The sequence below is a fragment of the Variovorax sp. N23 genome, assembly GCF_025486315.1.
Taxonomy (GTDB): domain Bacteria; phylum Pseudomonadota; class Gammaproteobacteria; order Burkholderiales; family Burkholderiaceae_C; genus Variovorax.
This window is the reverse complement of record NZ_JAOOPY010000015.1, coordinates 60,312-84,137: the sequence shown is the minus strand read 5'-3', so window position 1 is coordinate 84,137 and position 23,826 is coordinate 60,312. Positions and strand designations below refer to the sequence as shown.

Annotated in this window: 23 protein-coding genes and 1 pseudogene; 10 read left to right on the top strand and 14 right to left on the bottom strand. The window is 67.5% G+C overall.

Going from position 1 to position 23,826, the window contains the following annotated elements; translation table 11 throughout:
- Nucleotides 1-40: 40 nt before the first annotated feature.
- Genes N8A90_RS20240 through N8A90_RS20230 form a run of 3 tightly spaced genes read right to left on the bottom strand, consistent with a single transcriptional unit; the run spans nt 41 to nt 2,827 of the window.
- The gene (locus N8A90_RS20240) at nt 41-1,387 is read right to left on the bottom strand and encodes an ATP-binding protein (RefSeq protein WP_262076831.1); all 1,347 of its coding nucleotides are present in this window, start codon (nt 1,385-1,387) and stop codon (nt 41-43) included.
- Nucleotides 1,384-2,043 carry a response regulator gene (locus tag N8A90_RS20235; protein WP_262076830.1) on the bottom strand — a complete coding sequence of 220 codons (660 nt, stop codon included), beginning with the start codon at nt 2,041-2,043 and terminating at the stop codon, nt 1,384-1,386. The genes N8A90_RS20240 and N8A90_RS20235 overlap by 4 nt, the downstream gene beginning before the upstream one ends.
- Nucleotides 2,044-2,056: 13 nt before the next feature.
- Nucleotides 2,057-2,827: an IclR family transcriptional regulator C-terminal domain-containing protein gene (locus N8A90_RS20230; RefSeq protein ID WP_262076828.1), complete on the bottom strand. Its 771-nt coding sequence runs from the start codon at nt 2,825-2,827 to the stop codon at nt 2,057-2,059.
- Nucleotides 2,828-2,963: 136 nt separating this feature from the next.
- On the opposite strand from N8A90_RS20230, the gene pobA reads away from it, so the two are divergent.
- Complete coding sequence (pobA, locus tag N8A90_RS20225) at nt 2,964-4,145, top strand: 4-hydroxybenzoate 3-monooxygenase (RefSeq protein WP_262076827.1); 1,182 nt, start codon at nt 2,964-2,966, stop codon at nt 4,143-4,145.
- A gap of 6 nt (nt 4,146-4,151) precedes the next feature.
- Here pobA and N8A90_RS20220 read toward each other — a convergent pair whose 3' ends face one another.
- The 3 genes from N8A90_RS20220 to tagF all read right to left on the bottom strand — a co-directional run bounded on the left by N8A90_RS20220 (nt 4,152) and on the right by tagF (nt 7,861).
- Nucleotides 4,152-6,491, bottom strand: coding sequence for a xanthine dehydrogenase family protein molybdopterin-binding subunit (locus N8A90_RS20220; protein ID WP_262076826.1), 2,340 nt, complete (start codon nt 6,489-6,491; stop codon nt 4,152-4,154).
- A 132-nt stretch (nt 6,492-6,623) separates the two neighbouring features.
- Nucleotides 6,624-7,118 (bottom strand): FHA domain-containing protein, encoded by a 495-nt coding sequence (locus N8A90_RS20215; protein ID WP_262076824.1) that lies wholly within the window; start codon nt 7,116-7,118, stop codon nt 6,624-6,626.
- Complete coding sequence (gene tagF, locus N8A90_RS20210) at nt 7,115-7,861, bottom strand: type VI secretion system-associated protein TagF (RefSeq protein ID WP_262076823.1); 747 nt, start codon at nt 7,859-7,861, stop codon at nt 7,115-7,117. The genes N8A90_RS20215 and tagF overlap by 4 nt, the downstream gene beginning before the upstream one ends.
- Before the next feature lie 343 nt (nt 7,862-8,204).
- Between tagF and aat the strand changes: the two genes are divergently transcribed.
- Genes aat through N8A90_RS20195 form a run of 3 tightly spaced genes read left to right on the top strand, consistent with a single transcriptional unit; the run spans nt 8,205 to nt 10,524 of the window.
- A complete protein-coding gene (gene aat, locus N8A90_RS20205; protein WP_262076822.1) occupies nt 8,205-8,954 on the top strand; it encodes a leucyl/phenylalanyl-tRNA--protein transferase in 750 nt (249 codons plus the stop codon).
- Nucleotides 8,951-9,697, top strand: a complete 747-nt coding sequence (locus tag N8A90_RS20200; RefSeq protein ID WP_262076821.1) for an arginyltransferase — start codon at nt 8,951-8,953, stop codon at nt 9,695-9,697. Before aat ends, N8A90_RS20200 begins: the two co-directional genes overlap by 4 nt.
- Before the next feature lie 32 nt (nt 9,698-9,729).
- On the top strand, nt 9,730-10,524 hold the full coding sequence (locus N8A90_RS20195) for an IclR family transcriptional regulator (RefSeq protein ID WP_262076820.1): 795 nt from the start codon (nt 9,730-9,732) through the stop codon (nt 10,522-10,524).
- 20 nt (nt 10,525-10,544) lie between these two features.
- On the opposite strand, the gene N8A90_RS20190 is transcribed toward N8A90_RS20195, so the two are convergent.
- The 7 genes and pseudogenes from N8A90_RS20190 to N8A90_RS20160 all read right to left on the bottom strand — a co-directional run bounded on the left by N8A90_RS20190 (nt 10,545) and on the right by N8A90_RS20160 (nt 19,635).
- Nucleotides 10,545-11,702, bottom strand: a complete 1,158-nt coding sequence (locus N8A90_RS20190) for a serine hydrolase (RefSeq protein ID WP_262076819.1) — start codon at nt 11,700-11,702, stop codon at nt 10,545-10,547.
- Between the two features lie 115 nt (nt 11,703-11,817).
- Nucleotides 11,818-13,356, bottom strand: coding sequence for a 2-isopropylmalate synthase (locus N8A90_RS20185; RefSeq protein WP_262076817.1), 1,539 nt, complete (start codon nt 13,354-13,356; stop codon nt 11,818-11,820).
- Nucleotides 13,357-13,386: 30 nt separating this feature from the next.
- The gene (gene leuA, locus N8A90_RS20180; protein ID WP_262076815.1) at nt 13,387-15,084 is read right to left on the bottom strand and encodes a 2-isopropylmalate synthase; all 1,698 of its coding nucleotides are present in this window, start codon (nt 15,082-15,084) and stop codon (nt 13,387-13,389) included.
- 177 nt (nt 15,085-15,261) lie between these two features.
- Nucleotides 15,262-16,086 (bottom strand): CDP-diacylglycerol--serine O-phosphatidyltransferase, encoded by an 825-nt coding sequence (pssA, locus tag N8A90_RS20175; protein ID WP_262076814.1) that lies wholly within the window; start codon nt 16,084-16,086, stop codon nt 15,262-15,264.
- Nucleotides 16,087-16,171: 85 nt separating this feature from the next.
- A pseudogene (ilvC, locus tag N8A90_RS20170) lies at nt 16,172-17,203 on the bottom strand (ketol-acid reductoisomerase); the annotation flags it as partial.
- A 29-nt stretch (nt 17,204-17,232) separates the two neighbouring features.
- Entirely contained in the window at nt 17,233-17,724 is a 492-nt protein-coding gene (gene ilvN, locus N8A90_RS20165) for an acetolactate synthase small subunit (RefSeq protein WP_262076813.1), read from the bottom strand.
- Between the two features lie 135 nt (nt 17,725-17,859).
- A complete protein-coding gene (locus N8A90_RS20160) occupies nt 17,860-19,635 on the bottom strand; it encodes an acetolactate synthase 3 catalytic subunit (protein WP_262076812.1) in 1,776 nt (591 codons plus the stop codon).
- A 283-nt stretch (nt 19,636-19,918) separates the two neighbouring features.
- Between N8A90_RS20160 and N8A90_RS20155 the strand changes: the two genes are divergently transcribed.
- From N8A90_RS20155 to N8A90_RS20130, 6 genes are read left to right on the top strand one after another with little or no spacing between them, the layout of a single operon-like run.
- A complete protein-coding gene (locus N8A90_RS20155) occupies nt 19,919-20,485 on the top strand; it encodes an RNA polymerase sigma factor (RefSeq protein ID WP_262076811.1) in 567 nt (188 codons plus the stop codon).
- On the top strand, nt 20,482-20,901 hold the full coding sequence (locus tag N8A90_RS20150; protein WP_262076810.1) for a DUF3619 family protein: 420 nt from the start codon (nt 20,482-20,484) through the stop codon (nt 20,899-20,901). The genes N8A90_RS20155 and N8A90_RS20150 overlap by 4 nt, the downstream gene beginning before the upstream one ends.
- Nucleotides 20,902-20,950: 49 nt before the next feature.
- Nucleotides 20,951-21,721 carry a DUF3106 domain-containing protein gene (locus tag N8A90_RS20145; RefSeq protein WP_262076809.1) on the top strand — a complete coding sequence of 257 codons (771 nt, stop codon included), beginning with the start codon at nt 20,951-20,953 and terminating at the stop codon, nt 21,719-21,721.
- 13 nt (nt 21,722-21,734) lie between these two features.
- Nucleotides 21,735-22,280 carry an RDD family protein gene (locus tag N8A90_RS20140; RefSeq protein WP_410087715.1) on the top strand — a complete coding sequence of 182 codons (546 nt, stop codon included), beginning with the start codon at nt 21,735-21,737 and terminating at the stop codon, nt 22,278-22,280.
- Nucleotides 22,277-22,678, top strand: a complete 402-nt coding sequence (locus tag N8A90_RS20135) for a diacylglycerol kinase (protein ID WP_262076808.1) — start codon at nt 22,277-22,279, stop codon at nt 22,676-22,678. The genes N8A90_RS20140 and N8A90_RS20135 overlap by 4 nt, the downstream gene beginning before the upstream one ends.
- A 36-nt stretch (nt 22,679-22,714) precedes the next feature.
- Nucleotides 22,715-23,305 (top strand): TIGR00730 family Rossman fold protein, encoded by a 591-nt coding sequence (locus N8A90_RS20130; protein ID WP_262076807.1) that lies wholly within the window; start codon nt 22,715-22,717, stop codon nt 23,303-23,305.
- Nucleotides 23,306-23,314: 9 nt separating this feature from the next.
- On the opposite strand, the gene N8A90_RS20125 is transcribed toward N8A90_RS20130, so the two are convergent.
- Nucleotides 23,315-23,653, bottom strand: a complete 339-nt coding sequence (locus tag N8A90_RS20125) for a P-II family nitrogen regulator (RefSeq protein WP_262076806.1) — start codon at nt 23,651-23,653, stop codon at nt 23,315-23,317.
- Between the last annotated feature and the right edge of the window lie 173 nt (nt 23,654-23,826).

Sequence of the window (23,826 nt, the reverse complement as noted above, 5' to 3'; positions counted from 1 at the left end):
TGCTTAAACCAGGGGCGCCGCGCCGCCCGCGGCGTGCGGCTCAGCGGCGGCGGGGAAAACGCACGACGACGCGCAGGCCGCCGAGCCGCTCCGATGCGCCCAGCGCGACGGTGGCGCCGTGCAGGTCGGCGATCGACTTGACGATCGCCAGGCCCAGCCCGCTGCCGGGCGCCTGCGCGGTCCGCGCCTGGCCGGCGCGGTAGAAGCGGTCGAGCACGCGTTCGCGTTCTTCCGCCGGCAGGCCGGGGCCGCTGTCGTCGACCTGCACCTCGACGCCGTTGTCGTCGGCCGCGATGCGCAGGTCGACGCGCCCGCCTTCGGGCGTGTACTTCACGGCGTTGTCGAGCAGGTTGCGCAGCAGCATGCGCAGCGCCTCGGGGTGGCCCGGCACGACGGCCGCATCGGCCTGGTCGAGCCCGATGTCGATGCGCCGTGCCTGCGCCGCCGCCACCACGTCGGAGATGGCGAGCCGCGCGAGCGCAGGCAGATCGACCGGCTCGGCCGCGGCACCGCCGGCCACGCTGGCCTCGTGCCGCGCCAGCGCAAGCAGCTGCTCGACCAGCTGGGTGGCGCGATCGATGCCGGCGGCCAGCCGGCCCGTCGCCAGCGCGCGTGTGGCGTCGTCGTTCGCGCGCTGCAGGCCCTGCACCTGCAGCTTGAGAGCCGCCAGCGGCGAGCGAAGTTCATGCGCGGCGTCGGCGACAAAGTGCTTCTGCGCGTCGAAGGCGTGGCGCACGCGCTCGAACAGCAGGTTGAGTTCCTGCACCAGCGGGCGCACCTCGTCGGGCAGGCCCTCCTCACCGACCGGCGACAGGTCGTCGGCCTGGCGCGCGGCCACCTGGCGCCGCACCCGCGCCACCGGCGCGAGCGACCGGCTGACGACCCACCAGACGACCAGCATGAGGATGGGCGCCATCAGGGCCACCGGCATGATCGTGCGCACCGCCAGCGCCCGCGCCATCTGCCGGCGCACCGCCATGTCCTGCGCGACCTGGATGACGAGGCTGCGCGTCTGCATCGAGAACACGCGGTAGGTGGTGCCGCGCGCGCGCACGTCGGCGAAGCCCAGCACCGCGATCTGCGGCAGCGCGGCCTGCTCGGCCGACTCGAAGATGCGCACGCCGTCGGCCGTCCACACCTGCACGACGAACTCGAAGTTCTGCTCGGCCCCGCCGATGCCCCCGACCGCCGAACTCGGCGGCAGGCCCGAGCGCAGCGACATTGCCATCTGCTGCATGTGGTAGTCGAAGATCTCGTCGGCTTCCTTGAGCACCGTGCGGTACGCGACGAAGGCCTGCGCGCCCGCGGCGAGCACGATGGCGGCCAGCAGGAACAGCAGCAGGCGCGCGCGCAGCGAGCCGAAGAACGACGGTGCGGGGCGCGTCATGCCTTCGGCACCATGTAGCCCACGCCCCGCACGTTGCGGATGAAGTCGGCCCCCAGCTTCTTGCGCAGGCCGTGGACGTAGACCTCGACCGCGTTGCTGCTGATCTCGTCCTTCCAGCTGTAGAGCTTTTCCTCGATCTGCGCACGCGACAGCACCAGGCCGGGCCGGGCGATGAGCGGCTCGAGCACCGCCCACTCGCGCGCCGAAAGAATCACCGGCTGACCATTGACCGACGCTTCGCGCGTGCCGGGGTTGATGCTCACGCCCAGGTGCTCGTACACCGGCTCGGCGCGGCCCGAGGCGCGGCGCAGCAAGGCACGGATGCGTGCCAGCAGTTCGTCGAGGTCGTAGGGCTTGAGCACGTAGTCGTCGGCACCCGCGTCGAGCCCTTCGATGCGCTGCTGTACCGAATCGCGGGCGGTGGCGATCAGCACCGGCATGCGCTGCTTGCGCGCGCGCAGGCCTCGCAGCACCTCGAGGCCGTCGCGCCGCGGCACGCCCAGATCGAGCAGCACCAGGTCGTACTGCTGGGTGCGTAGCGCGCTCTCGGCGGCCTCGCCGTCCTTGACCCAGTCGACGGCGTACTGCTCGGCCCGCAGCAGGTCGAGCACGGCTTCGCCGATCATCACGTCGTCTTCGAGCAGCAGCAGTCGCATGGGGATTCCGATCTCAAAGCAGGGCGCGCACCTCGCGCGCCGCGTCGTACATCAGCGGGAGCAGATCGCGGCGCAGGGCGTCGTCGCTGCGGTGCGCCCCGGAAAGCACGACGTTGAGCGCCGCGACGGTACGCCCACGCATGTCCCGCAGCGGCACGGCGAGCGCCTGCACACCGAGCTCGTGTTCTTCGCTGGCGATGCAATGGTCGTCCTTGCGCACCTGCGCCAGGCGCTGGCGCAGCACGGTGGTCTGCGTCACGGTGTGCGAGGTGAGCCGCGCCAGCGTGCGACCCTTGAGCCATTGCGCGAGTTCCGCGCTGCTCATCGCGGCAAGCAGCATGCGGCCGGTCGAGGTGGCGTGCGCGGGCAGCCGCGCGCCGAGGTGCAGGCCGTAGGCCAGCACGCGCGTGGGCGCGCCGAAGGCCACGCTGCGCGCGACGATCACCGCCTCTTCGCCATCGAGCACGACGGCCGAGAAGGACTCCTGTGTCTGCGCGGCCAGGCGGTTGAGCGTGGGTTGCAGTGCACGCGGAAGGCGCGACGATGCCAGGTAACTGCCCGAGAAGCGCAGCACCTTGGGCGACATCCAGAACGCGCTGCCATCGGTCTCGAGGTAGCCCAGATGCGCCAGCGTGAGCAGGTGGCGCCGCGCCGCAGCGCGTGTGAGGCCGGCGCGCTCGGCGGCTTGCGTCGCGTTGAGGCGCTGCCGCTCGGTATCGAAGCTCTCGAGCACCGCCATGCCCTTGGCGATGCCTTCGATGAAGTCGGGTTTGGCGATGGTCATGGGGAAGCGGCCGGTTGCTGCGCGATCATCGCACAGCCGCTCGGCGCATCGCGCACTGGCGCTCTGCGCGACCACGGCCCGCCGGCCACGCGCCCTACGCTGTCACTGCGAATTCGCGAGTTTCAGGAGACATACCATGCGCACCCAAGTCGCCATCATCGGCGCCGGCCCGGCCGGCCTGCTGCTGGGCCAATTGCTGCACCAGGCCGGCATCGACAACGTGATCGTCGAACGCCAGAGCCCCGACTACGTGCTGGGGCGCATCCGCGCCGGCGTGCTCGAGCAGGTCACGATGGACCTGCTGGCACGGGCCCGCGTCGACGCACGCGCGCAGGCCGAAGGCCTGCCGCACGAAGGCATCGAGCTGCTGTTCCAGGGGGCGCGCCACCGTATCGACATGCACGGCCTGACCGGTGGCCGTCGTGTGACGGTGTACGGCCAGACCGAGGTCACGCGCGATCTGATGGCGGCACGCGAGGCCGCCGGCCTGCGCACCTTCTACAAGGCCGAGGGCGTCACGCTGCACGACTTCGACAGCGCGCAGCCAAGGGTCGGCTTCGTGCAAGGCGACGTCGCGCAAGAGATCGACTGCGACTTCATCGCCGGCTGCGACGGCTTCCACGGCGTGAGCCGCGCCAGTGTGCCGCCGGCGGCGCTGCGGCTCTACGAGAAGGTCTACCCCTTCGGCTGGCTCGGTGTGCTGGCCGACGTGCCGCCGGTGTCGGACGAACTGATCTACGCCAACACGGCGCGCGGCTTTGCGCTGTGCAGCATGCGCAGCACGACGCGCAGCCGCTACTACGTGCAGGTGCCGGTCGACGAGCGCGTCGAGCGCTGGAGCGACGAGGCCTTCTGGAACGAGCTGCGCGCGCGCCTCGACCCCGAAGCGCGCGAGCGTCTGGTGACGGGGCCGTCACTGGAGAAGAGCATCGCGCCGCTGCGCAGCTTCGTGGCCGAGCCGCTGCGCTTCGGCAGCCTCTTCCTGGCAGGCGACGCGGCGCACATCGTGCCGCCGACCGGCGCCAAGGGGCTCAACCTGGCGGCAGCGGACGTGGGCTACCTGTCGCGCGCGCTGGAGATCTTCTACCGCGAGCGTTCGCCGTCGGCACTCGACCGCTATTCCGACCTGTGCCTGCGCCGCGTGTGGAAGGCCGAGCGCTTCTCGTGGTGGTTCACCTCGCTGATGCACCGCTTTCCGGAGACCGGCGAGTTCGGCCAGAAGATCCAGGAAGCCGAGCTCGACTACCTGGTCCATTCGCCGGCCGCCTCGACGGCGCTGGCCGAGAACTACGTCGGCCTGCCGCTCGAGGACTTCTGAGTCCGCTCAGTCGGCCGTCTGGAGTGCCTGCCAGACGCGCGCCGAACTCAGCGGCATCTGAAGCTTCGGCGCCTGCGCGCTCAGGCCGGCACGCGCGAACGCGTCGGCCACCGCGTTGACGATCGACGGTGTCGCGCCGATGGTGCCCAGCTCGCCCACGCCCTTCACGCCCAGCGGGTTGTTCTTGCAGGGCGTGGATTCGTCCATCTCGGTGCGGAACATCACCTCCGACACCTCGGCGCGCGGCACCGCGTAGTCCATCAGGCTGCCGGTCACCGGCTGGCCGGTTTCGCTGTCGTACACCACGCGCTCGTACAGCGCCTGGCCGATGCCCTGCACCGCGCCGCCGTCGAGCTGGCCGCGCACGATCATCGGGTTGACCACGCGGCCGACGTCGTTGACCGAGCTGTACGCCACCACCGTCACCTCGCCGGTCGGCGCGTCGATCTCCACCTCGCAGATGTGGCAGCCGTTCGGCCAGGTCGGGCCGCTCACGGTGCTGGTCGAGTCGACGAAGATCTGGCCATCGGGCTGCTTGCCGGCCAGCTCGAACAGGCCCAGCTTCAGGTCGGTGCCGGCCACCGTGAAACTGCCGTTGGCGTAACGCACGTCTTCAAAGGCGGCCTCGAACTCCTTGGCCGCCAGCTGGCGCGCCTGGTCGACGGTGCGCTCGGCGCCCACCCGCACGGCCGAGCCGCCGGTGAAGAGCGAGCGCGAGCCGGCGCTGCCGAAGCCGTCGCCGCGGTCGGTGTCGCCCAGGATCACACGCACCTTCTCGATCGGCACGCCGAACACGTCGACGGCGAGCTGCGCGAGCGAGGTCGCGATGCCCTGCCCCATCGCGTTCACCGCCGAGAAGACCTCGATGAAGCCGTCGGGCCTCACGGCCACGGTGACGCGCTCCTCGAAGACGTTGCCACCGGTCCATTCCAGGAAAGTCGCGATGCCGAGGCCGCGCAGCTTGCCGGCAGCCTTCGATGCGGCGGCGCGGGCCTCGAAGCCGGACCAGTCGGCCAGCGCCAGGCCCTGGTCCATCACCTTCTCGAACTGGCCGGTGTCGTACACCTGCTTCATCGGGTTGGTGTAGGGCATCTGTTCGGGGCGGATGAAGTTGCGGCGGCGCAGCTCGATGCGGTCGATGCCCGTCTGGCGCGCGGCCTCGTCCATCAGGCGCTCCATCATGAAGATGGCTTCGGGCCGGCCGGCGCCGCGGTAGGCGCCGGTCGGCGCGCAGTTGGTGAGCACCGCCTGGAAGTGGAAGTCGACGGTCTGGATGTCGTAGACGCTGGTCTGCACCCAGGGGCCGATCAGCAGCTGGATGGCCACGCCGGTGCCGGTCGCGTAGGCGCCAACGTTGGCCAGCGAATGGATGCGCAGGGCGAGAATCTTGCCGTTGGCATCGAGCGCGAGTTCGGCATGCGAGGAAACGTCGCGGCCGTGCGCCGACGAGACGAATTCCTCGCTGCGGTCGGCCACCCATTTCACAGGGCGCTTGAGCACATGCGCGCAGTAGGCGACGGCAATGTCTTCCGGGTAGGCGCCGGTCTTCATGCCGAAACCGCCGCCGACGTCGCCGACCACTACGCGCACCTGTTCCTTCGGCAGGCCGATGGCGTCGCACACCGAGGTACGCACGCCCGAGGGCATCTGCGTGCTCATGCGAATGCTGAGCCGGCCCGTGCCCTGCTCGATGTCGGCCAGCACCACGCGCGGCTCGATCGTGAGCGCCACCACGCGCTGGTTGACGATGTCGAGCGCGACCACGTGCTTCGCCTTCGCGAAAGCCGCGGTCGTGGCGTCGATGCTGCCGTGGCGCGCCTCCGCGGCGATGTTGCCGGGCGCCTCGTCGAGGATCTGCGGGGCACCCGGTGCGGCCGCGGCGGCGAGGTCGACCACCATCGGCAGCTCCTCGTAGTCGACGAACACGGCCTCGGCCGCGTTGCGCGCCTGCTCGATCGTGTCGGCCACCACGGCGGCCACCGGCTCCCCCACGAAGCGGACGCGCTCGTGCGCCAGCGCGCGCCGCGGTGGCGACACGCCCGGCCCGCCGTCCGGCCGCTTGAAGCCCGCGGTGCCGGGCATCGGCTGAACGCCCGCGGCGGCCAGATCGGCACCGCTGAGGATGCCGACGACGCCGGGCATCTCGCGCGCAGCCGACAGGTCGACCGAGACGATGCGCGCATGCGGGTACGGCGAGCGCACGAAGATCAGGTGCGTGAGCCCCGCGGGCTGCACGTCGTCCGTGTAGCGGCCGGCGCCGGACAGGAGGGCTTGGTCCTCCAGCCGGCGGACGGCCTGGCCGCTGCCGAAACGAAGGGGATCGGGGGATGTTGTGTCGTGGTCCACGCGAGATTCCTGCTAGACGCGCGCACCGGCCGGGTCGGCCGTGGAGCAGCGCGGGAGGTTGTCGAGCGGCCACTATACGGGTTGACCGCCGACGCTGCAGCGACCGAGGCGACACGCCATCGCTACCAGGTGCTACCAGGTGGACTCGGGCGGACTGGCGCGATGCCGGAAGCCGAATTCGGCGACGGTCTCGTCCGCAGCGTGAGAGGGAGGATCGCGCTTTCCCAAAAGCACCCACGGTGGCGGCGCGGGCTCGGCGGTACCGTGGCCGGCGCCGTGCATGGCATCGACCTCGAAGCGCAGCAGCCCGAGTTCGAGCACGTCGCCATCGAACAGTGCCGGCCGCTTGCCCGTGCCGATGCGCTGGCCGTTCAGCGCGCAGACCAGCGCACGGCTCTGGTTGCTGAGCACCCATTGACCATCGATCCGCGCGATGACGCATCGGTTGGCATCCTCGCTGTCGACCGGACTCAGCGGCGGGCCGCCCAGTTGCAGCGCCGCCGCCAGGCCGCCGCCTTCCGCGGGAATGGTGATGGCGCCGACGCGCGGCAGCCCGCGGCTGCGGACCAGTCGCAGTACCAGCGGCAGGCCGCCGCCCGCCTCGGTCGCCACGCGCCGCGGGCTCACGACAGCCCGCCCCACAGCGTGTCCAGCCGGTCGGATGCGTTCACGTAGCGGCCGCGCGAATCCTGCTGCCAGAACGCACATTCACCGGGCTGATGGCTCAGTCGCTGCGGCCAGTCGATCCATGGCAGGTGGCGCACGCCCCAGAAGCGCCGCCCCGGGTCGTCCTGCCTCACCGGGCCGGCCATGCGGTCGAGCAACGCCTGCACGCGGCCGCGCGCCGGCGTGGGCACGCCGTGCCGGCCGGCGCTGGCGAGCTCGAGCCAGGTCGGCGCGTGCAGGCGCCAGAGCGCCTTGACCATCCGTTCGAGCGTACGGATGTCGGCAGCGTCGTGCAGACTGCCGTGCCGCGTCACCGTGCGTGCCAGCCAGAAGAACCAGTCGTGCGGCTCCCGCGCCTGGCGCGCGAAATGGCGAGCCACCCACCGCGGATGGGCTTGGTGATAGATCACGAGCGGGTACGGCCGACCGAAGCGGTCGCAGGAAGCCGCCACGACACCGACGACGAAGCGATGTCGCGCAAAGGGCAAGGCGCCGGGAGACAGGACGAAGGCCGTCGGCAAGGCCCGGGTGTCGTCATTGGCATCGGCTGCGACGACGCCTTCGCCCTGGGCCTCGAACCATGCGCACCACGCGTCGCGATGTCGCATGCTCAGGCCGCTGCCGATGAAATCGGCATGGGCAGGCAACTTGCCCCAGATGGCAGGCGGCGTGATCAACGACGCGGCGAGCAATCGCTGCAGCATGGCCGGCTCTTTACGCCCGACGCCTGCAAGGCGTCGCGGCGCGCCGTCTGACCAGGTCTGCCGACACGGTTCCATTTCGCATGGTCACTTTTTCCACCTTGAGTCGTTCTTGTGCCGCTATTCTTGCGCGGCATGCCGGTGATGCGGGCGCCGCCGGGCACCTGGACGGCATCGGATCTGCCGCAACGGATCATTCCGTGAAGAAGTCCTCCAGAAGGCGGGACCCTCAAACGTCAGAACGCTTGCCACATCATCGACAGACTGTTAACACAGGACATTCCTCCAACCTTCGTTTTCGGCCGCTCGGACACCCCGTCGGCCAGCGCTCGCCAAAGTCTTCGCCATGAACCTGCCCTGGCTCGCGCCCGGCGATCCCCTGCCGGCCCCGGCCAAGGCTTGGGGCGACCTCGACCCGGTGCCGGGCCTGCTGGCCGCTGGCGGCGCGCTCGACGTGCCGACCCTGCTCGATGCCTACGGCCACGCGATCTTTCCGTGGTTCAGCGACGATCAGCCGATCCTGTGGTGGAGCCCTGACCCGCGCATGACGCTGGCGCCGGCATCGTTCCGGCTGCACCGCTCGCTGCGCAAGGTGCTGCAAGCCTTCCGCACCGACCCACGCTGCGAGATCCGCATCGACCACGGCTTCGACACCGTGATCCGCGCCTGTTCGGCCGCCCCGCGCGAGGGGCAATCCGGCACCTGGATCGTGCCGCCCATGGTCGAGGCCTACGGCGCGCTGCACCGCGCCGGCCACGCGCACAGCGTCGAGACCTGGATCGGCGGCGAACTGGTCGGCGGGTTGTATTGCGTGTCGATCGGTCAGGCCGTCTTCGGCGAATCGATGTTCGCGCGCCGCACCGACGCGTCGAAGATCGCGCTGGCTGCGCTCGTGTGCCTGTGCCGTCGCCACGGTGTGCAACTGATCGACTGCCAGCAGAACACCGCGCACCTCGCGAGCCTGGGCGCCAGCGAGATGCCGCGCGAACGTTTCGTCGCGCACGTCGCACGGGCGCGCGAAGAGCCCGCGCCCCCGTGGCATTTCGAGCCCGTATACTGGTCCGAACTCCTGCCTGCGCGACCTTCGACGACGTGACGCACCTCAAGGAACTCCCGCTCCACACGTTGCAGTTCTATGCAACGGCGCCCTATCCCTGCAGCTACCTGCCGGACCGGCAGGCGCGGTCGCAGGTCGCGACGCCGAGCCACCTGATCCACAACGACGCCTACTCCGACCTGGTGCGCAACGGCTTCCGACGCAGCGGGATGTTCACCTACCGCCCCTATTGCGACGGCTGCAGTGCCTGCGTGCCGCTGCGCGTGCGGGTCAACGACTTCCAGCCCAACCGCAGCCAGCGCCGCGCCATGAAACAGCACGCCAACCTGCAGGTGCGCGTGCTCAAACTGTGCTTCATGCCCGAGCACTACCAGTTGTACCTGCGCTACCAGAACGGCCGCCATGCCGGCGGCGGCATGGACCACGACAGCATCGACCAGTACACCCAGTTCCTGCTGCAGAGCCGGGTGAATTCACGCCTGGTCGAGTTCCGGGAAACGCTGCCCGACGGCAATGCGGGTGCGCTCAAGATGGTGTCGATCCTCGACGTGCTCGACGACGGCATCTCGGCGGTCTACACCTTCTACGAGCCGGAGGAAGGCACCGCCTACGGCAACCACGGCGTGCTGTGGCAGATCGCTCAGGCACGCGAGCTCGGCCTGCCCTACGTCTACCTCGGCTACTGGATCGAGGCCAGCCCCAAGATGAGCTACAAGGCCCGCTACACGCCGCACGAGGTGCTGGTCGACGGGCGCTGGCGGACCGCCGATTTCACCAAGTAAAATCGCAGCCCGGACATCACCGCGTTGCGCTCATGAGAAAACCACAATCAGACGTCCCTGCCACGCCGGTCATCCAGGTCATCGAGCGCATGTTCGCGCTGATCGACGTGCTGGCCTCGCGCGAGGAAGCGATTTCCCTCAAGGAGATCAGCGAGAAGACCGGGCTGCACCCCTCCACCACGCATCGGATCCTGAACGATCTGACGGTCGGTCGCTTCGTCGACCGACCCGAGGCCGGCAGCTACCGGCTGGGCATGCGGCTGCTGGAACTGGGCAACCTCGTCAAGGGTCGCCTGAACGTACGCGATGCCGCGCTGACGCCCATGCGTGAGCTGCACAAGCTGACGCAGCAACCGGTCAACCTCAGCATGCGCCAGGGCGACGAGATCGTGTACATCGAACGGGCCTACAGCGAGCGCTCGGGCATGCAGGTGGTGCGCGCCATCGGTGGGCGGGCCCCCTTGCACCTCACCTCGACGGGCAAGCTTTTCCTCGCAGCGGACGACCCGCAGCGCGTGCGCAGCTATGCGACCCGTACCGGCCTCGCCGGCCACACGCGCAACAGCATCACGCAGCTGCCGGCACTGGAGCGCGAACTCTCCAAGGCACGCCAGTACGGCATCGCGCGCGACAACGAAGAGTTGGAACTGGGCGTGCGCTGCATGGCCGCCGGCATCTACGACGACCAGAGCAAGCTGGTGGCCGGTCTGTCGATCTCGGCGCCAGCCGATCGCCTGGACGAGGGCTGGCTTCCCAAGCTGCAGGCCACCGCCAGCGAGATCTCCAGCGCGTTGGGGTACAACCAAGGCGCCCCAGCCGCCGGCTGAAGCGCGCGGCCCGCCGAGGGTCAGTCTCCGGCGACGTGCTGCGAGGCGGCCTGCAGCGTCGGCGACATCAGGTGCGAGGCCTCGACCCAGCGGCGCACGCGCTCCGCATCGGCGATTCGGCTGAATTTCCCGGCGGAGTCCAGGAACACCATGATCACCTTGCGGCCTGCGATGCGGGCCTGCATCACCAGGCACTGCCCGGCTTCGGAGATGTAGCCGGTCTTCTGCAGGCCGATCTGCCAATCCGGACTCTTCACGAGGCGGTTGGTGGTGTTGTATTGCAGCACCCGGTTGCCGACCTCGACCTGGTAGGCCGGCGATGTCGAGAGCTCACGCACCGTGGCATTGCCCGAGGCAGCATTCACCAGCAGCGCCAGGTCCTGCGCGCTCGACTGGTTGTGGCTCGACAGGCCGGTCGGCTCGACGTAGCGCGTGTCCTTCATGCCGAGCAGCTTGGCCTTGGCGTTCATCATGCTGACGAAGGTCGCCAGACCGCCGGGAAAGGTACGGCCCAGGGCATGTGCGGCGCGGTTCTCGCTCGACATAAGGGCCAGGTGCAACAGTTCGCCGCGCGACAGCGTGGCACCGATGCGCAGACGCGAACTGCTGCCCTTCTCGGTGTCGACGTCGTCCTGGGTGATGGTCAGCAGTTCGTCCATCGGCAACTGGGCTTCACTGATCAGCAGGCCGGTCATCAGCTTCGTGAGCGAGGCAATGGGCAGCACGGCGTGGTCGTTCTTGCTGAACAGCACTTCGCGCGTGTCCTGGTCGATGACCAGCGCGGCACTCGACTTCAGGTCGAGCGCGTCATCGGTGCTGTGCAGACCCGCCATTTGCCCGTAGGACAGGCGAGCCGGTTGCTCCACGCGGACCACCGAACGGCGTTGTACCGCAACGACAGTCTTGCCGCCGCTCTTGCGAATGGTGGCGACCACGTTCCTGCCACCGCGCACGCTCTTAGTGGTCTGGTTTGCCTTGGACGTGCGCTGCGCGACCGGCGCGGTCTTGCGCTTGGCCTCCGCGGCAGGCTGGCTCTTCTTCGCCGCCACGGGCCGCTTGGCGCTGGCGGCATTGGCGGCCGGGGCGATGAAAGCCACGGCGCAGAGCGCGACAGCGATCAGACGGAAGGCGTGGCGGAACCGCTGGGAAGAAACTCGGTAAGGACGGGCCTCAGGCATTCAGAACTCTCCAGCGGCGAAAAAGGTGTCCGCAGTGTATCGAAATCAAAAAAAGCGCGCAATAACAGTTACTTGCGGCCCTTTCTTCACTCGAAGCAAAAAGGATCGCCCGAAACTAGCCTTGTGCGGCCACTCTCTCAGCTTGGCTCTGTAACTTGTTGAGCGCACTCAAATAAGCCTTGGCAGATGCCACCACGATATCGGGGTCGGCGCCGACGCCATTCACGACGCGACCGGCCTTCTGCAAGCGTACCGTGACTTCGCCCTGACTTTCGGTCGATCCGCTGATTGCATTGACCGAATAGAGCACCATTTCGGCCCCACTTCGCACGTGAGACTCGATCGCCTTCAAAGATGCGTCCACCGGACCGTTGCCGTCCGACTCGCCGGTGACCTCTTTGCCCTGAACGGTGAACACGACGCGGGCCTGGGGCCGCTCGCCGGTTTCGCTGTGCTGCGCCAAGGATACAAATCCAAACAAGTCACCAACGCTCGCAGCCTGCTCGTCGCTGACAAGCGCCAGGATGTCCTCATCGAAAATCTCGCTTTTTCTGTCGGCGAGTTCCTTGAAGCGGGCGAAGGCGGTGTTGATGTCCGCCTCGCTCTGCATGCTCACCCCCAGGTCCTGCAAGCGCTGCTTGAAGGCGTTTCGGCCGCTCAGCTTGCCCAGCACGATCTTGTTGTTGGCCCAGCCCACGTCCTCGGCCCGCATGATTTCGTAGGTGTCTCGCGCCTTGAGCACGCCGTCCTGATGGATGCCGGAGGCATGCGCGAAGGCGTTGGCGCCCACCACCGCCTTGTTCGGCTGCACCACGAAGCCGGTGGTCTGGCTGACCATGCGGCTGGCGGCCAGGATGTGCTGCGTGTCGATGCTCAGGTCGAGCCCGAAGTAGTCCTTGCGGGTCTTCACGGCCATCACGACCTCTTCGAGCGAACAGTTGCCGGCCCGCTCACCCAGGCCGTTGATCGTGCACTCGACCTGCCGCGCCCCACCGATCTTCACGCCGGCCAGCGAGTTGGCCACGGCCATGCCCAGGTCGTTGTGGCAATGCACCGACCAGATCGCCTTGTCGCTGTTCGGGATGCGCTCGCGCAGCGTCTTGATGAAATTGCCGTAGAGCTCGGGAATCGCATAGCCCACCGTGTCGGGCACATTGATCGTGGTCGCGCCTTCGGCGATGACCGCCTCGAGCACGCGGCACAGGAAGTCCATGTCGCTGCGGTAGCCGTCTTCCGGACTGAACTCGACGTCGGCCACCTGATTGCGCGCGAAGCGCACCGCCAGCTTCGCCTGCTCGAAGACCTCGTCGGGCGACATGCGCAGCTTCTTCTCCATGTGCAGCGGCGATGTCGCAATGAAGGTGTGGATGCGAGCGCGGGCGGCCCCCTTGAGCGCCTCGGCGGCGCGCGAGATGTCGCGGTCGTTGGCACGCGAGAGACCGCAGATGGTCGACTCCTTGATGGTGTTCGCGATCAACTGCACGGCCTCGAAATCGCCGTTCGAGCTCGCCGGAAAACCGGCCTCGATCACATCCACCCGCAGACGCTCCAGCTGCCTGGCAATGCGCAGCTTCTCGTCCTTGGTCATGGAAGCGCCGGGCGACTGCTCGCCGTCACGCAGGGTGGTGTCGAAAATGATCAGCTTGTCGGTCATCGGAGGTCCTTGTCTTCCTGGTGCAGCGGCTCAGGCCGCGACGGTGTCGGATTGTGCGCTGGATGCGTTGCGCGACCGGGCACGCGCCAGCCCCGAGACGATCGCCTTGAGCGAGGCCGACACGATGTTGGGGTCGATGCCCACGCCGAACAGCGTGTGCCGATCGTCGACCCGCATCTCGAGGTAGGCCACGGCCTGCGCGTCGGCGCCCGCGCCGATGGCGTGCTGGTGGTAGTCGATCACGCGGATCGCGTGGCCGGTACTGTCCGCCAGCGCCTGGATGAAGGCATCGATGGGGCCGTTGCCGCGCCCTTCGATGCGGCGGATTTCGCCACCCCAGGGCAGGTCGCCGCGCAGAGCCACCGAGGCGCCCGCGCCCTCGCCCTGCTCCTCGATCACGCGGTGCTGCAGGGCCTGCACGGTCTTCAGGCCGTACTCGCGCTCGAACAGGGCGTAGAGGTCGGCCGCGCTCAACTCCTTGCCGGCGACGTCCATCACGCGCTGCACCGTTTGCATGAATTCGATCTGGAGGCGGCGCGGCATCTCGATGCCGTATTCGCTCTCGAGCAGGTAGGCCATGCCGCCCTTGCCCGACTGGCTGTTCACGCGGATCACGGCCTCGTAGCTGCGGCCGAGGTCCTTCGGGTCGATCGGGAGATACGGGATGGCCCAGACATCGCCGTCCTTGCGGATCGCGAAGGCCTTCTTGATCGCATCCTGGTGCGAGCCCGAGAACGACGTGTAGACCAGGTCGCCCGCATACGGATGGCGCGGATGCACCGGCAACTGGTTGCAGTGCTCCACCTCGGCACGGATCGCGTCGATGTCCGAGAAGTCGAGGTTCGGCGAGACGCCCTGCACGTAGAGATTGAGCGCGACGTTCACGATGTCGAGGTTGCCGGTGCGCTCGCCGTTGCCGAAGAGGCAGCCTTCGACGCGATGGGCGCCGGCCATCAATGCGAACTCGGCCGAGGCGGTGCCGGTGCCGCGGTCGTTGTGCGGATGCACCGACACGACGACGTTGGGGCGGTCGGCGAAGCGGCGGCACATCCACTCGATCTGGTCGGCGAACCCGTTGGGCGTGCTGATCTCCACCGTGGTGGGCAGGTTGAGGATGATGGGCCGCCCGGCGCCCCAGGCCGTGATCGCCGTCTCGCAGGCCTGCAACGACACCTCGAGTTCGGCCATGCAGAACACCTCGGGCGAATACTGGAGCACCCACTCGGTTTTGGGTTGCGCATCAGTCAGGCGCTTGACCTGGCCGACGCTGCGGTCGATGAGCGCCATCACCTCCGGCACGGTCATGCCGAACACCACTTCGCGCCAGACCGGTGCCACCGCGTTGTAGACATGGACGATCGCCTTGCGCGCGCCGCGCAGCGATTCGATGGTGCGCGCGATGAGTTCCTCGCGCGCCGGCGTCATCACCTGGATGGTCACGTCGTCGGGGATGCGGTCTTCGTCGATGAGCTTGCGCAGGAAGTCGAATTCCACCTGCGATGCGGCCGGGAAGCCGACCTCGATTTCCTTGAAGCCGATGCGCACGAGCAGGTCGAACATGCGCAGCTTGCGGTCGAGGTCCATCGGCTCGATGAGCGCCTGGTTGCCGTCACGCAGGTCCGTCGACAGCCAGGTCGGGGCCTTCGTCAGCACGGCGTCGGGCCAGGTGCGGTCCTTGAGGCCGATCGGTGCGAATGCGCGGTACTTGGCTTGCGGTTGCTTCAACATGACGATTCTTTCGGTGGTAGGTGGACCACCAGCAACCCCAAACAAAACGGCCCGTTGCTGGTGCGAACGGGCCGTGGTGAGGGATGCGCGTGCGCTACCGTCTCCGCCCGTGGGGGATGAGTAGTAGGGCCAGCGAAATCTTGTTCATGAGGGCAATGAATGTAGCACAGGCCGCGGTCACTTGTGCAAGCCGCGCTCGTCCGGCTCGTCCGTGGAAATACTGATCACGCTCGCCGGCTGCCCCTTGGCCTTGCGCCAGCCGTACACCACGTAGCCGCTCAGGCCGTAGGCCACGAACAGCCCGAAGAGCACCGTCGGCGGATGGATGTTGATGACGGCGATGCCCAGGGCGATGAGCACGATCGCCGCGAACGGGACGCTCTTCTTCATCTGGATGTCCTTGAAGCTGTAGAACGGCGCGTTGGTCACCATCGACAGCCCCGCGTACAGCGTGAAGGCGAAGGTGATCCAGGTGATCTGGGACCACGAGAGGTACAGCACCTCGCCGCCGCGCTTGCCCCATTCGGTCATGAGCCAGATGAAACCGGCCACCAGTGCTGCGGCCGCCGGCGATGGCAGGCCCTGGAACCAGCGCTTGTCGACCACGCCGGTGTTCACGTTGAAGCGCGCCAGACGCAAGGCCGCGCAGGCGCAGTAGACGAAGGCGGCGATCCAGCCCCAGCGCCCGAGGCCCTTGAGCGACCATTCGTAGGCGATGAGTGCGGGCGCCGCACCGAAGGACACCATGTCCGACAGCGAATCCATCTGCTCGCCGAACGCGCTCTGCGTGTTGGTCATGCGGGCGACCCGGCCGTCCAGGCTGTCGAGCACCATGGCGGCGAAGACGCCCAGCGCGGCGAGGTCGAAGCGCGCGTTCATCGCCATCACGATCGAATAGAAGCCGCCGAACAGGGCGGCCAGCGTGAAGAGATTGGGGAGGACGTAGATGCCCTTGCGGCGCTTGCGTGGCTGGATCTCGTCGGGAAGGGTGTCGTCGTGCATTTGTCGGCAGTTTAGTTCAGGCCTCTGGCGCGCCCGCAAAGAAAAAGGCCACCGCGAACGGTGGCCTCGGCAGCATGGCGCGCGATCAGTTCTTGGTCTGGTCGACCAGCTTGTTCTTCATGATCCACGGCATCATCTTGCGCAGCTGCGCCCCGACCACTTCGATCTGGTGCTCGGCATTGATGCGACGACGGCTGATCAGCGCCGGCTGGCCCGCAGCGGCTTCCAGCACGAAGCTCTTGGCGTATTCGCCGGTCTGGATGTCCTTGAGCACCTGCTTCATGACCTTCTTGGTCTCTTCGGTGACGATGCGCGGGCCCGTGACGTACTCGCCGTACTCGGCGTTGTTCGAGATCGAGTAGTTCATGTTGGCGATGCCGCCTTCATAGATCAGGTCGACGATCAACTTGAGCTCGTGCAGGCATTCGAAGTACGCCATCTCGGGCGCGTAGCCGGCTTCCACCAGCGTTTCGAAACCGGCCTTGATCAGCTCGACCGTGCCGCCGCACAGCACCGCCTGTTCGCCGAACAGGTCGGTCTCGGTTTCTTCGCGGAAGTTGGTCTCGATGATGCCGGCCTTGCCGCCGCCGTTGGCGGTGGCGTAGCTCAGGGCGAGGTCACGGGCCTTGCCGGTCTTGTCCTGGTGCACGGCCACGAGGTGGGGCACGCCACCGCCTTGCGTGTAGGTGCTGCGCACGGTGTGGCCCGGGGCCTTGGGGGCGACCATCCACACGTCGAGGTCGGCGCGCGGCTGCACGAAACCGTAGTGCACGTTGAACCCGTGTGCGAAGACGAGCGAGGCGCCTTCCTTGATGTTGGGCGCCACGTCGTTCTTGTAGACGTTGGCGATCTGCTCGTCGGGCAGCAGGATCATGACGACGTCGGCCGACTTCACGGCGTCCGCGACTTCGGCGACCTTCAGGCCGGCCTTCTCGACCTTCGGCCAGGACGCGCCGCCCTTGCGCAGGCCGACCACGACCTTCACGCCGCTGTCGTTCAGGTTCTGTGCATGGGCGTGGCCTTGCGAGCCGTAGCCGATGATCGCGACGGTCTTGCCCTTGATCAGGCTCAGATCCGCGTCCTTGTCGTAATAAACCTTCATGATTGCTCCTTCGTTGACTCGTTGGTGGGTGTTGAACTGAAAAACTAGACGCGCAGGATGCGCTCGCCGCGCCCGATGCCGCTGGCACCGGTACGCACGGTTTCGAGAATGGCGCTGCGATCGATCGCCTCGAGGAAGGCGTCGTTCTTGCCGTGGTCGCCGGTGAGCTCGATGGTGTAGCTCTTGTCGGTCACGTCGATGATGCGCCCGCGGAAAATCTCCGCCATGCGCATCATCTCTTCGCGCTCCTTGCCGACCGCACGCACCTTCACCATCATGAGCTCGCGCTCGGTGTAGGAACCCTCGGTCAGGTCCACGACCTTGACCACTTCGATCAGCCGGTTCAGGTGCTTGGTGATCTGCTCGATCACGTCGTCGGACCCGGCCGTCACGATGGTCATGCGCGAGAGGCTCGGGTCCTCGGTCGGCGCCACGGTCAGGGATTCGATGTTGTAGCCACGGGCCGAGAACAGGCCCACCACGCGCGACAGCGCGCCGGGCTCGTTTTCCAGCAGGACAGCGATGATGTGTTTCATGTGTGCGAACTCCTCTTTTCGCCGCCCTCCCCCGCGCACGGTAATGCGCGGGCTCGGCGGACAATAGATTCGTCAATTAAAAGTTGAAACCCGGTCCTTCGGACACGGGGACTTGTGGCTTCGCTGTCGCTCGCGCTAGAGGTCTTCGGAACCCAGCAGCATCTCGGTGATGCCCATGCCGGCCTTGACCATCGGGAACACGTTCTCGGTCGGGTCGGTGCGGAAGTCCATGAAGACGGTGCGGTCCTTGAGCTTGCGCGCCTCGCGCAGCGCGGGCTCCACGTCCTGCGGCCGCTCGATCAGCATGCCGACGTGGCCATAGGCCTCGGCCAGCTTCACGAAGTTGGGCAGCGCGTCCATGTAGCTGTGGCTGTAGCGGCCGGAGTACTCGATCTCCTGCCACTGGCGCACCATGCCCAGGTAGCGGTTGTTAAGCGCGCAGATCTTGATCGGCGTGTTGTACTGCAGGCAGGTGGACAGCTCCTGGATGCACATCTGCACCGAGCCTTCGCCGGTGATGGTGAACACCTCGGATTGCGGCTTGGCCAGCTTGATGCCCATGGCATAGGGGATGCCCACGCCCATGGTGCCCAGACCACCCGAGTTGATCCAGCGGCGCGGTTCGTCGAAGCGGTAGTACTGGGCGGCCCACATCTGATGCTGGCCGACGTCCGACGTGATGTATGCGTCCGCGTCCTTGGTCATGTTCCAGAGCGTCTCGACCACGTACTGCGGCTTGATCACGTCCTGGTTGCCGCGGTCGTAGGCCAGGCAGTCCTTGCTGCGCCAGGTTTCGATCGTCTTCCACCAGTCGGCCAGCGCACCGGCATCGGGCTTCTGCGAGGCTTCGCGGACCATCGAGATCAGCTCGGTCAGCACGTCCTTGACGTCGCCGACGATCGGGATGTCGACCTTCACCCGCTTGGAAATGCTCGACGGGTCGATGTCGATATGGATGATCTTGCGTTCGTTCTGCGCGAAGTGCTTGGGGTTGCCGATCACGCGGTCGTCGAAGCGCGCGCCCACGGCCAACAGCACGTCGCAGTTCTGCATGGCGTTGTTGGCCTCGATCGTGCCGTGCATGCCCAGCATGCCCAGGAACTTGCGGTCGCTCGCCGGATAGGCGCCCAGGCCCATCAGCGTGTTCGTGACCGGGTAGCCGAGCATGTCGACCAGCGCGCGCAGCTCGTTCGTCGCGTTGCCCAGCAACACGCCGCCGCCGGTGTAGATGTACGGCCGCTTGGCGTTGAGCAGCAGCTGCAGCGCCTTGCGGATCTGCCCGCCATGGCCCTTGCGCACCGGGTTGTACGAGCGCATCTCGACCTTGTCGGGATAGCCGGTGTACGTGATTTTCTTGAACGACACGTCCTTCGGCACGTCGACCACCACCGGACCGGGCCGGCCGGTGCGCGCGATGTGGAAGGCCTTCTTCATGGTCATCGCCAGATCCTTGGGATCCTTGACGAGGAAGTTGTGCTTGACGATCGGTCGCGTGATGCCGACCGTGTCGCATTCCTGGAATGCATCGAGTCCGATGGCCGCCGTCGGCACCTGACCCGAGATGATCACCATCGGGATCGAGTCCATGTAGGCCGTTGCGATGCCGGTGACCGCATTGGTCAGGCCGGGACCGGACGTGACCAGTGCCACGCCGACTTCGCCCGTGGCGCGCGCAAAGCCGTCCGCAGCATGCACGGCCGCCTGTTCGTGGCGGACCAGCACATGCTGGATGGTGTTCTGCTTGTAGAGCGCGTCGTAGATGTAGAGCACCGCGCCGCCGGGGTAGCCCCAGACGTACTCGACGCCTTCGGCCTGGAGTGCCTTGATCAGCACCTCCGCGCCCATGAGTTCTTGCGATTGTCCGCCGGCAGCCGCAGCCGCGGAGGCGATCTCCGCCTTGGAGATTTCCATGATGAACCTTTCGAGTTTTCGGGAACGAAAAACCTTGGGTGCCCCTTGCCAGCCCTTGTGAGACCGCGTCGGAACTTGAGGCCAAAGCCATGGGCGGACTGATGTTCCGCCGGACCGTGACCCGTTTGCCTGTGTGAATTGCAGCGCGGATTATGGCACTCTCGCCTCGTCGGTCGTGGCGGCCATACCACGGAAGGGGCCGATGCGATAATTCGAGGCGACAAGAACGACCCCCTCCCCGCGGGGGAAAGCACTCCCTCAGGCGCCTGATGCGCCCCTGTCCTTGGCCACCGAAAAAGAACTGTCCGATTTCCTGAAAAGTGTGGAGCGACGCGCCTTCAAGCGCTCGGTCTACCACGTGCGGGACGAGGAAGCGGCGCTCGACATCGTGCAGGACAGCATGATGAAGCTGGCCGAGCACTACGGCGACAAGCCGACCAACGAGCTGCCGATGCTGTTCCAGCGCATCCTCTCGAACTGCACGCTCGACTGGTTCCGTCGTCAGAAGACGCGCCGCGCGCTGTTCTCCAACCTGAGCGACTTCGAGCCCGCCGACGACAGCGGCGATTTCGACCTGCTCGAGAACTTCGTATCGCCCACGAACTCACTGGAAACGGAGAGCGCCGAAGACACCACGCGACGCGCCCAGGTCTTCCACGAAATCGAAGAGCAGATCGCGGCTTTGCCGGGCCGTCAACGCGAGGCTTTCCTGATGCGTTACTGGGAGGAAATGGACGTCGCCGAGACCGCGGCCGCCATGGGCTGCTCGGAAGGCAGCGTCAAGACCCATTGCTCGCGCGCGGTCCATGCGCTGAGCAAAGCGCTCAAAGCCAAGGGAATTTCACTATGAACCGCTCGATTTCCTCCGCCAACGATGCCGCAGAGGCGCAGTTCGGCCGCCGTGTGGCCGCACATCTGTCCGCCGGCACCGATGCGATGCCGCACGACATCGGCGAGCGCCTGCGCGTGGCACGCGCGCAGGCGGTGGCCCATCGCAAGCAGAACGACCGTCCAGCGGCCGTGGTGGTCGGCCAGGGTGGCGCAGCGGTTCTTGGCAGCGTCTGGTGGAACCGCTTCGGCGCCATTCTTCCGCTGGTGGCCCTGGTGGTCGGGCTCGTCAGCATCAGCGTTTGGCAGGAGGATCAACGCTTCAAGGAACTGGCGGAGGTCGACGCCGCGCTCCTCACCGACGACCTGCCCCCCGCCGCCTACACCGACCCGGGATTCGCGCAATTTCTGAAGACCGAGCGCAACCCGAGCCGCTGATCGCTTCTCTTCCATTTTTCCTGTCAGCCCCCTGCGCCACGCCCTCTCGATGACGTTCGACCGTGCCCCCGATGCCGCCCGCCCATCGCGATCGCCGCGCGCGACCGCATGGCTGATCGGTGCGCTGGTGCTGGTCGGCGCCACGGGTTGGGTCGCGCACGCCCGCGCACAGGCCCCGTCGCTCGCACCGGCACCGGTCGCCGCCCCGTCCAAGCCCTTGGCCAAGCCACTCTGGCGGGACCTGAGTGCCAAGCAGCAACAGGCATTGCAGCCATTGGCCGCCCACTGGGATGCACTGAGCGAAGGCCACAAGCGCAAATGGCTGGCCCTGTCGCGCGACCACGCCAAGCTGTCGCCCGCGGACAAGGCGACGCTGCACAGCCGCATGACGGAATGGGCCGCCCTGAGCCGACAGCAGCGCGACCAGGCGCGCTTCAACTTCGCCGAAGTCAAGCAGGTGCCGGCGGACGAACGCAAGGCCAAGTGGGAGGCCTACCAGGCCCTGACGCCTGAAGAAAAGCGGCGCCTGGCCGAAAGCGCCGCGCCGCGCCCCCCGGGTGCGGCCGGCACGATCCGGCCGGTCCCGGCCCGGAAACTGGCCCCCCTCCCCGCCGATGCCGCCAAGGGGCAGCACAGCGCGCGCATCCAGCTGGCGCCGCCGGCCGAAGCCATGGCGCCAGCGCCTATGATCGCGACACCTTCCATTCCCGCCGAAGCGCTGGCCCCGGCGCCTGTCATGCTGCCACCGATACCCGTTGCACCAGCGCCTGGGGCACCGCCGCGCAGCGGCATGACCGAGCCGCCGTCGTCAGCGCCCTGACACTCTTGCGTCGATGAATCCGAGTTCCCCTGCCGCCGCGCTCTCCGGCGGGCCGGCCAGCGCGCCGCCGATGTCGACACCCGGGCTGTGGCGCCGCATGGCCTGCTGGCTCTACGAAGGCATGCTTCTCTTTGCCGTCGTCTTCATGGCGGGCTGGCTGTTCAGCACGCTCGGTCAGATGCGCGACGCCATGGATTCGCGCCGGCATCTGCTCCAGGCCTTTCTGTTCGTGGTGTTCGGCGTGTACTTCGTCTGGTTCTGGGCCAAGGGCCAGACGCTGGCGATGAAGACCTGGAACATCCGCATCGTCGACCGTGCCGGCCGCCCCGTCACGCAGGGCCGGGCCCTGGCGCGCTACCTGTTGAGCTGGGTCTGGTTCCTGCCGCCGCTCGCGGCCATCGCACCGTTCAGGTTGTCGGGCCCCGAGTCCGCCCTGCTCATCGGCGGCTGGGTGGTGGTGTGGGCGCTGCTGGCGCGTTTCCATCCCCGCCAGCAGTTCTGGCACGACGCCTGGGCCGGCACGCAGCTCATCACCTCCCGCCCCATGAGCCGCCGATGAGCGCCCCGGCCCCCGCCAACCCGCAAAAGGCACGGCGCGGCCTCGCCCGCGTCTGGCACGCTGCGCTGATTTCGCTGGACGGCTTCCGCGCCGGCTGGAAGGAAGCCGCCTTCCGCCAGGAGGTGGCCTGCGCCGTCGTCATGCTGCCGGCGGCCTTCTGGGTCGGGCGCAGCTGGGTCGAAACGGCCCTGCTGGCGGCGCTGGTCGTGTTGGTGCTCATCGTCGAACTGCTCAACAGCGGCATCGAAGCGGCGATCGACCGCATCGGCCCCGAATGGCACAGTTTTTCCAAGACGGCCAAGGACCTGGGCAGCGCGGCAGTGCTGCTGTCGATCCTGCTGTGCAGCGCTGTCTGGCTGGCCGCGCTCTGGCAACGCTTTGCGGTCACCCCCCTTTGAACGGCATGCGTCACGCAGCCACGGCATGATCGGACCATGACTCCTGCTTTCTCGATTTGCGTCTATTGCGGCTCCCGACCCGGCGAGCGCCCCGAATTCACCCACGTGGCCGAGGCCGTCGGCCGCTGGATCGGCGAACGCCGCGGCCAGCTGGTCTACGGCGGCGGCCGCACCGGCCTGATGGGCACGGTGGCGGAGGCCACGCGCCAGGCCGGTGGCCGCGTGGTCGGCATCATCCCCAAGGCCCTGGTGGACAAGGAAGTCGCCAACACGCTCTGCGACGAGCTGCACATCGTCGACACGATGCACGAACGCAAGGCCATGATGGGCGAGCGGGCGGACGCCTTCCTCGCCATGGCGGGCGGCATCGGCACCTTCGAGGAACTGTTCGAGGTCTGGACCTGGCGCCAGCTCGGCTACCACGACAAGCCGGTCGGCATCCTCAACAGCGCCGGCTACTACGACGGCCTGCTCGCCTTTCTCGCGAACTGCGTGCGCGAGGGGCTCATGGGCGACTGGCAGATGGGGCTGATCCGCAGCGGCACCGAGACCGCCCCGCTGCTCGAAGCGCTGATCGACGAAGCCGGCCGACACGCGGGCGGCGACCGCCTGGCCGAAGTGCTCTGAGCCCAGGGCTCAGACGGCCGATTCGCCCTCTTCGCCGGTGCGGATGCGCACCACGCGCTCGACCTCGGTGACGAAGATCTTGCCGTCGCCGATCTTGCCGGTGCGGGCGGCGCTCACGATCGCCTCGACGCAGCGCTCGACCTCGCCTTCGTTGACCACGACCTCGATCTTCATCTTCGGCAGGAAGTCGACCACGTACTCCGCGCCGCGGTAGAGCTCGGTGTGGCCCTTCTGCCGGCCGAAGCCCTTGACCTCGGTCACCGTGAGGCCAGACACCCCGACTTCCGCCAGGGCCTCGCGCACGTCGTCGAGCTTGAAAGGTTTGACGATGACGGTGATGAGTTTCATGGGCTTGTCGTCCTGCGGTTTCGTTGAATCGGTTGGTCGATAGCGTAACGCCAATACCCGCGCCCACCACGTCCCTCGATGCGAATACCCCAGCGCGCACCCGGGGCTGCGCACCGCCTTTGTGCGATGCCGCGCAGGCGGAGCGCGCACCCGGGCGCGCTGGTACGCTCGCC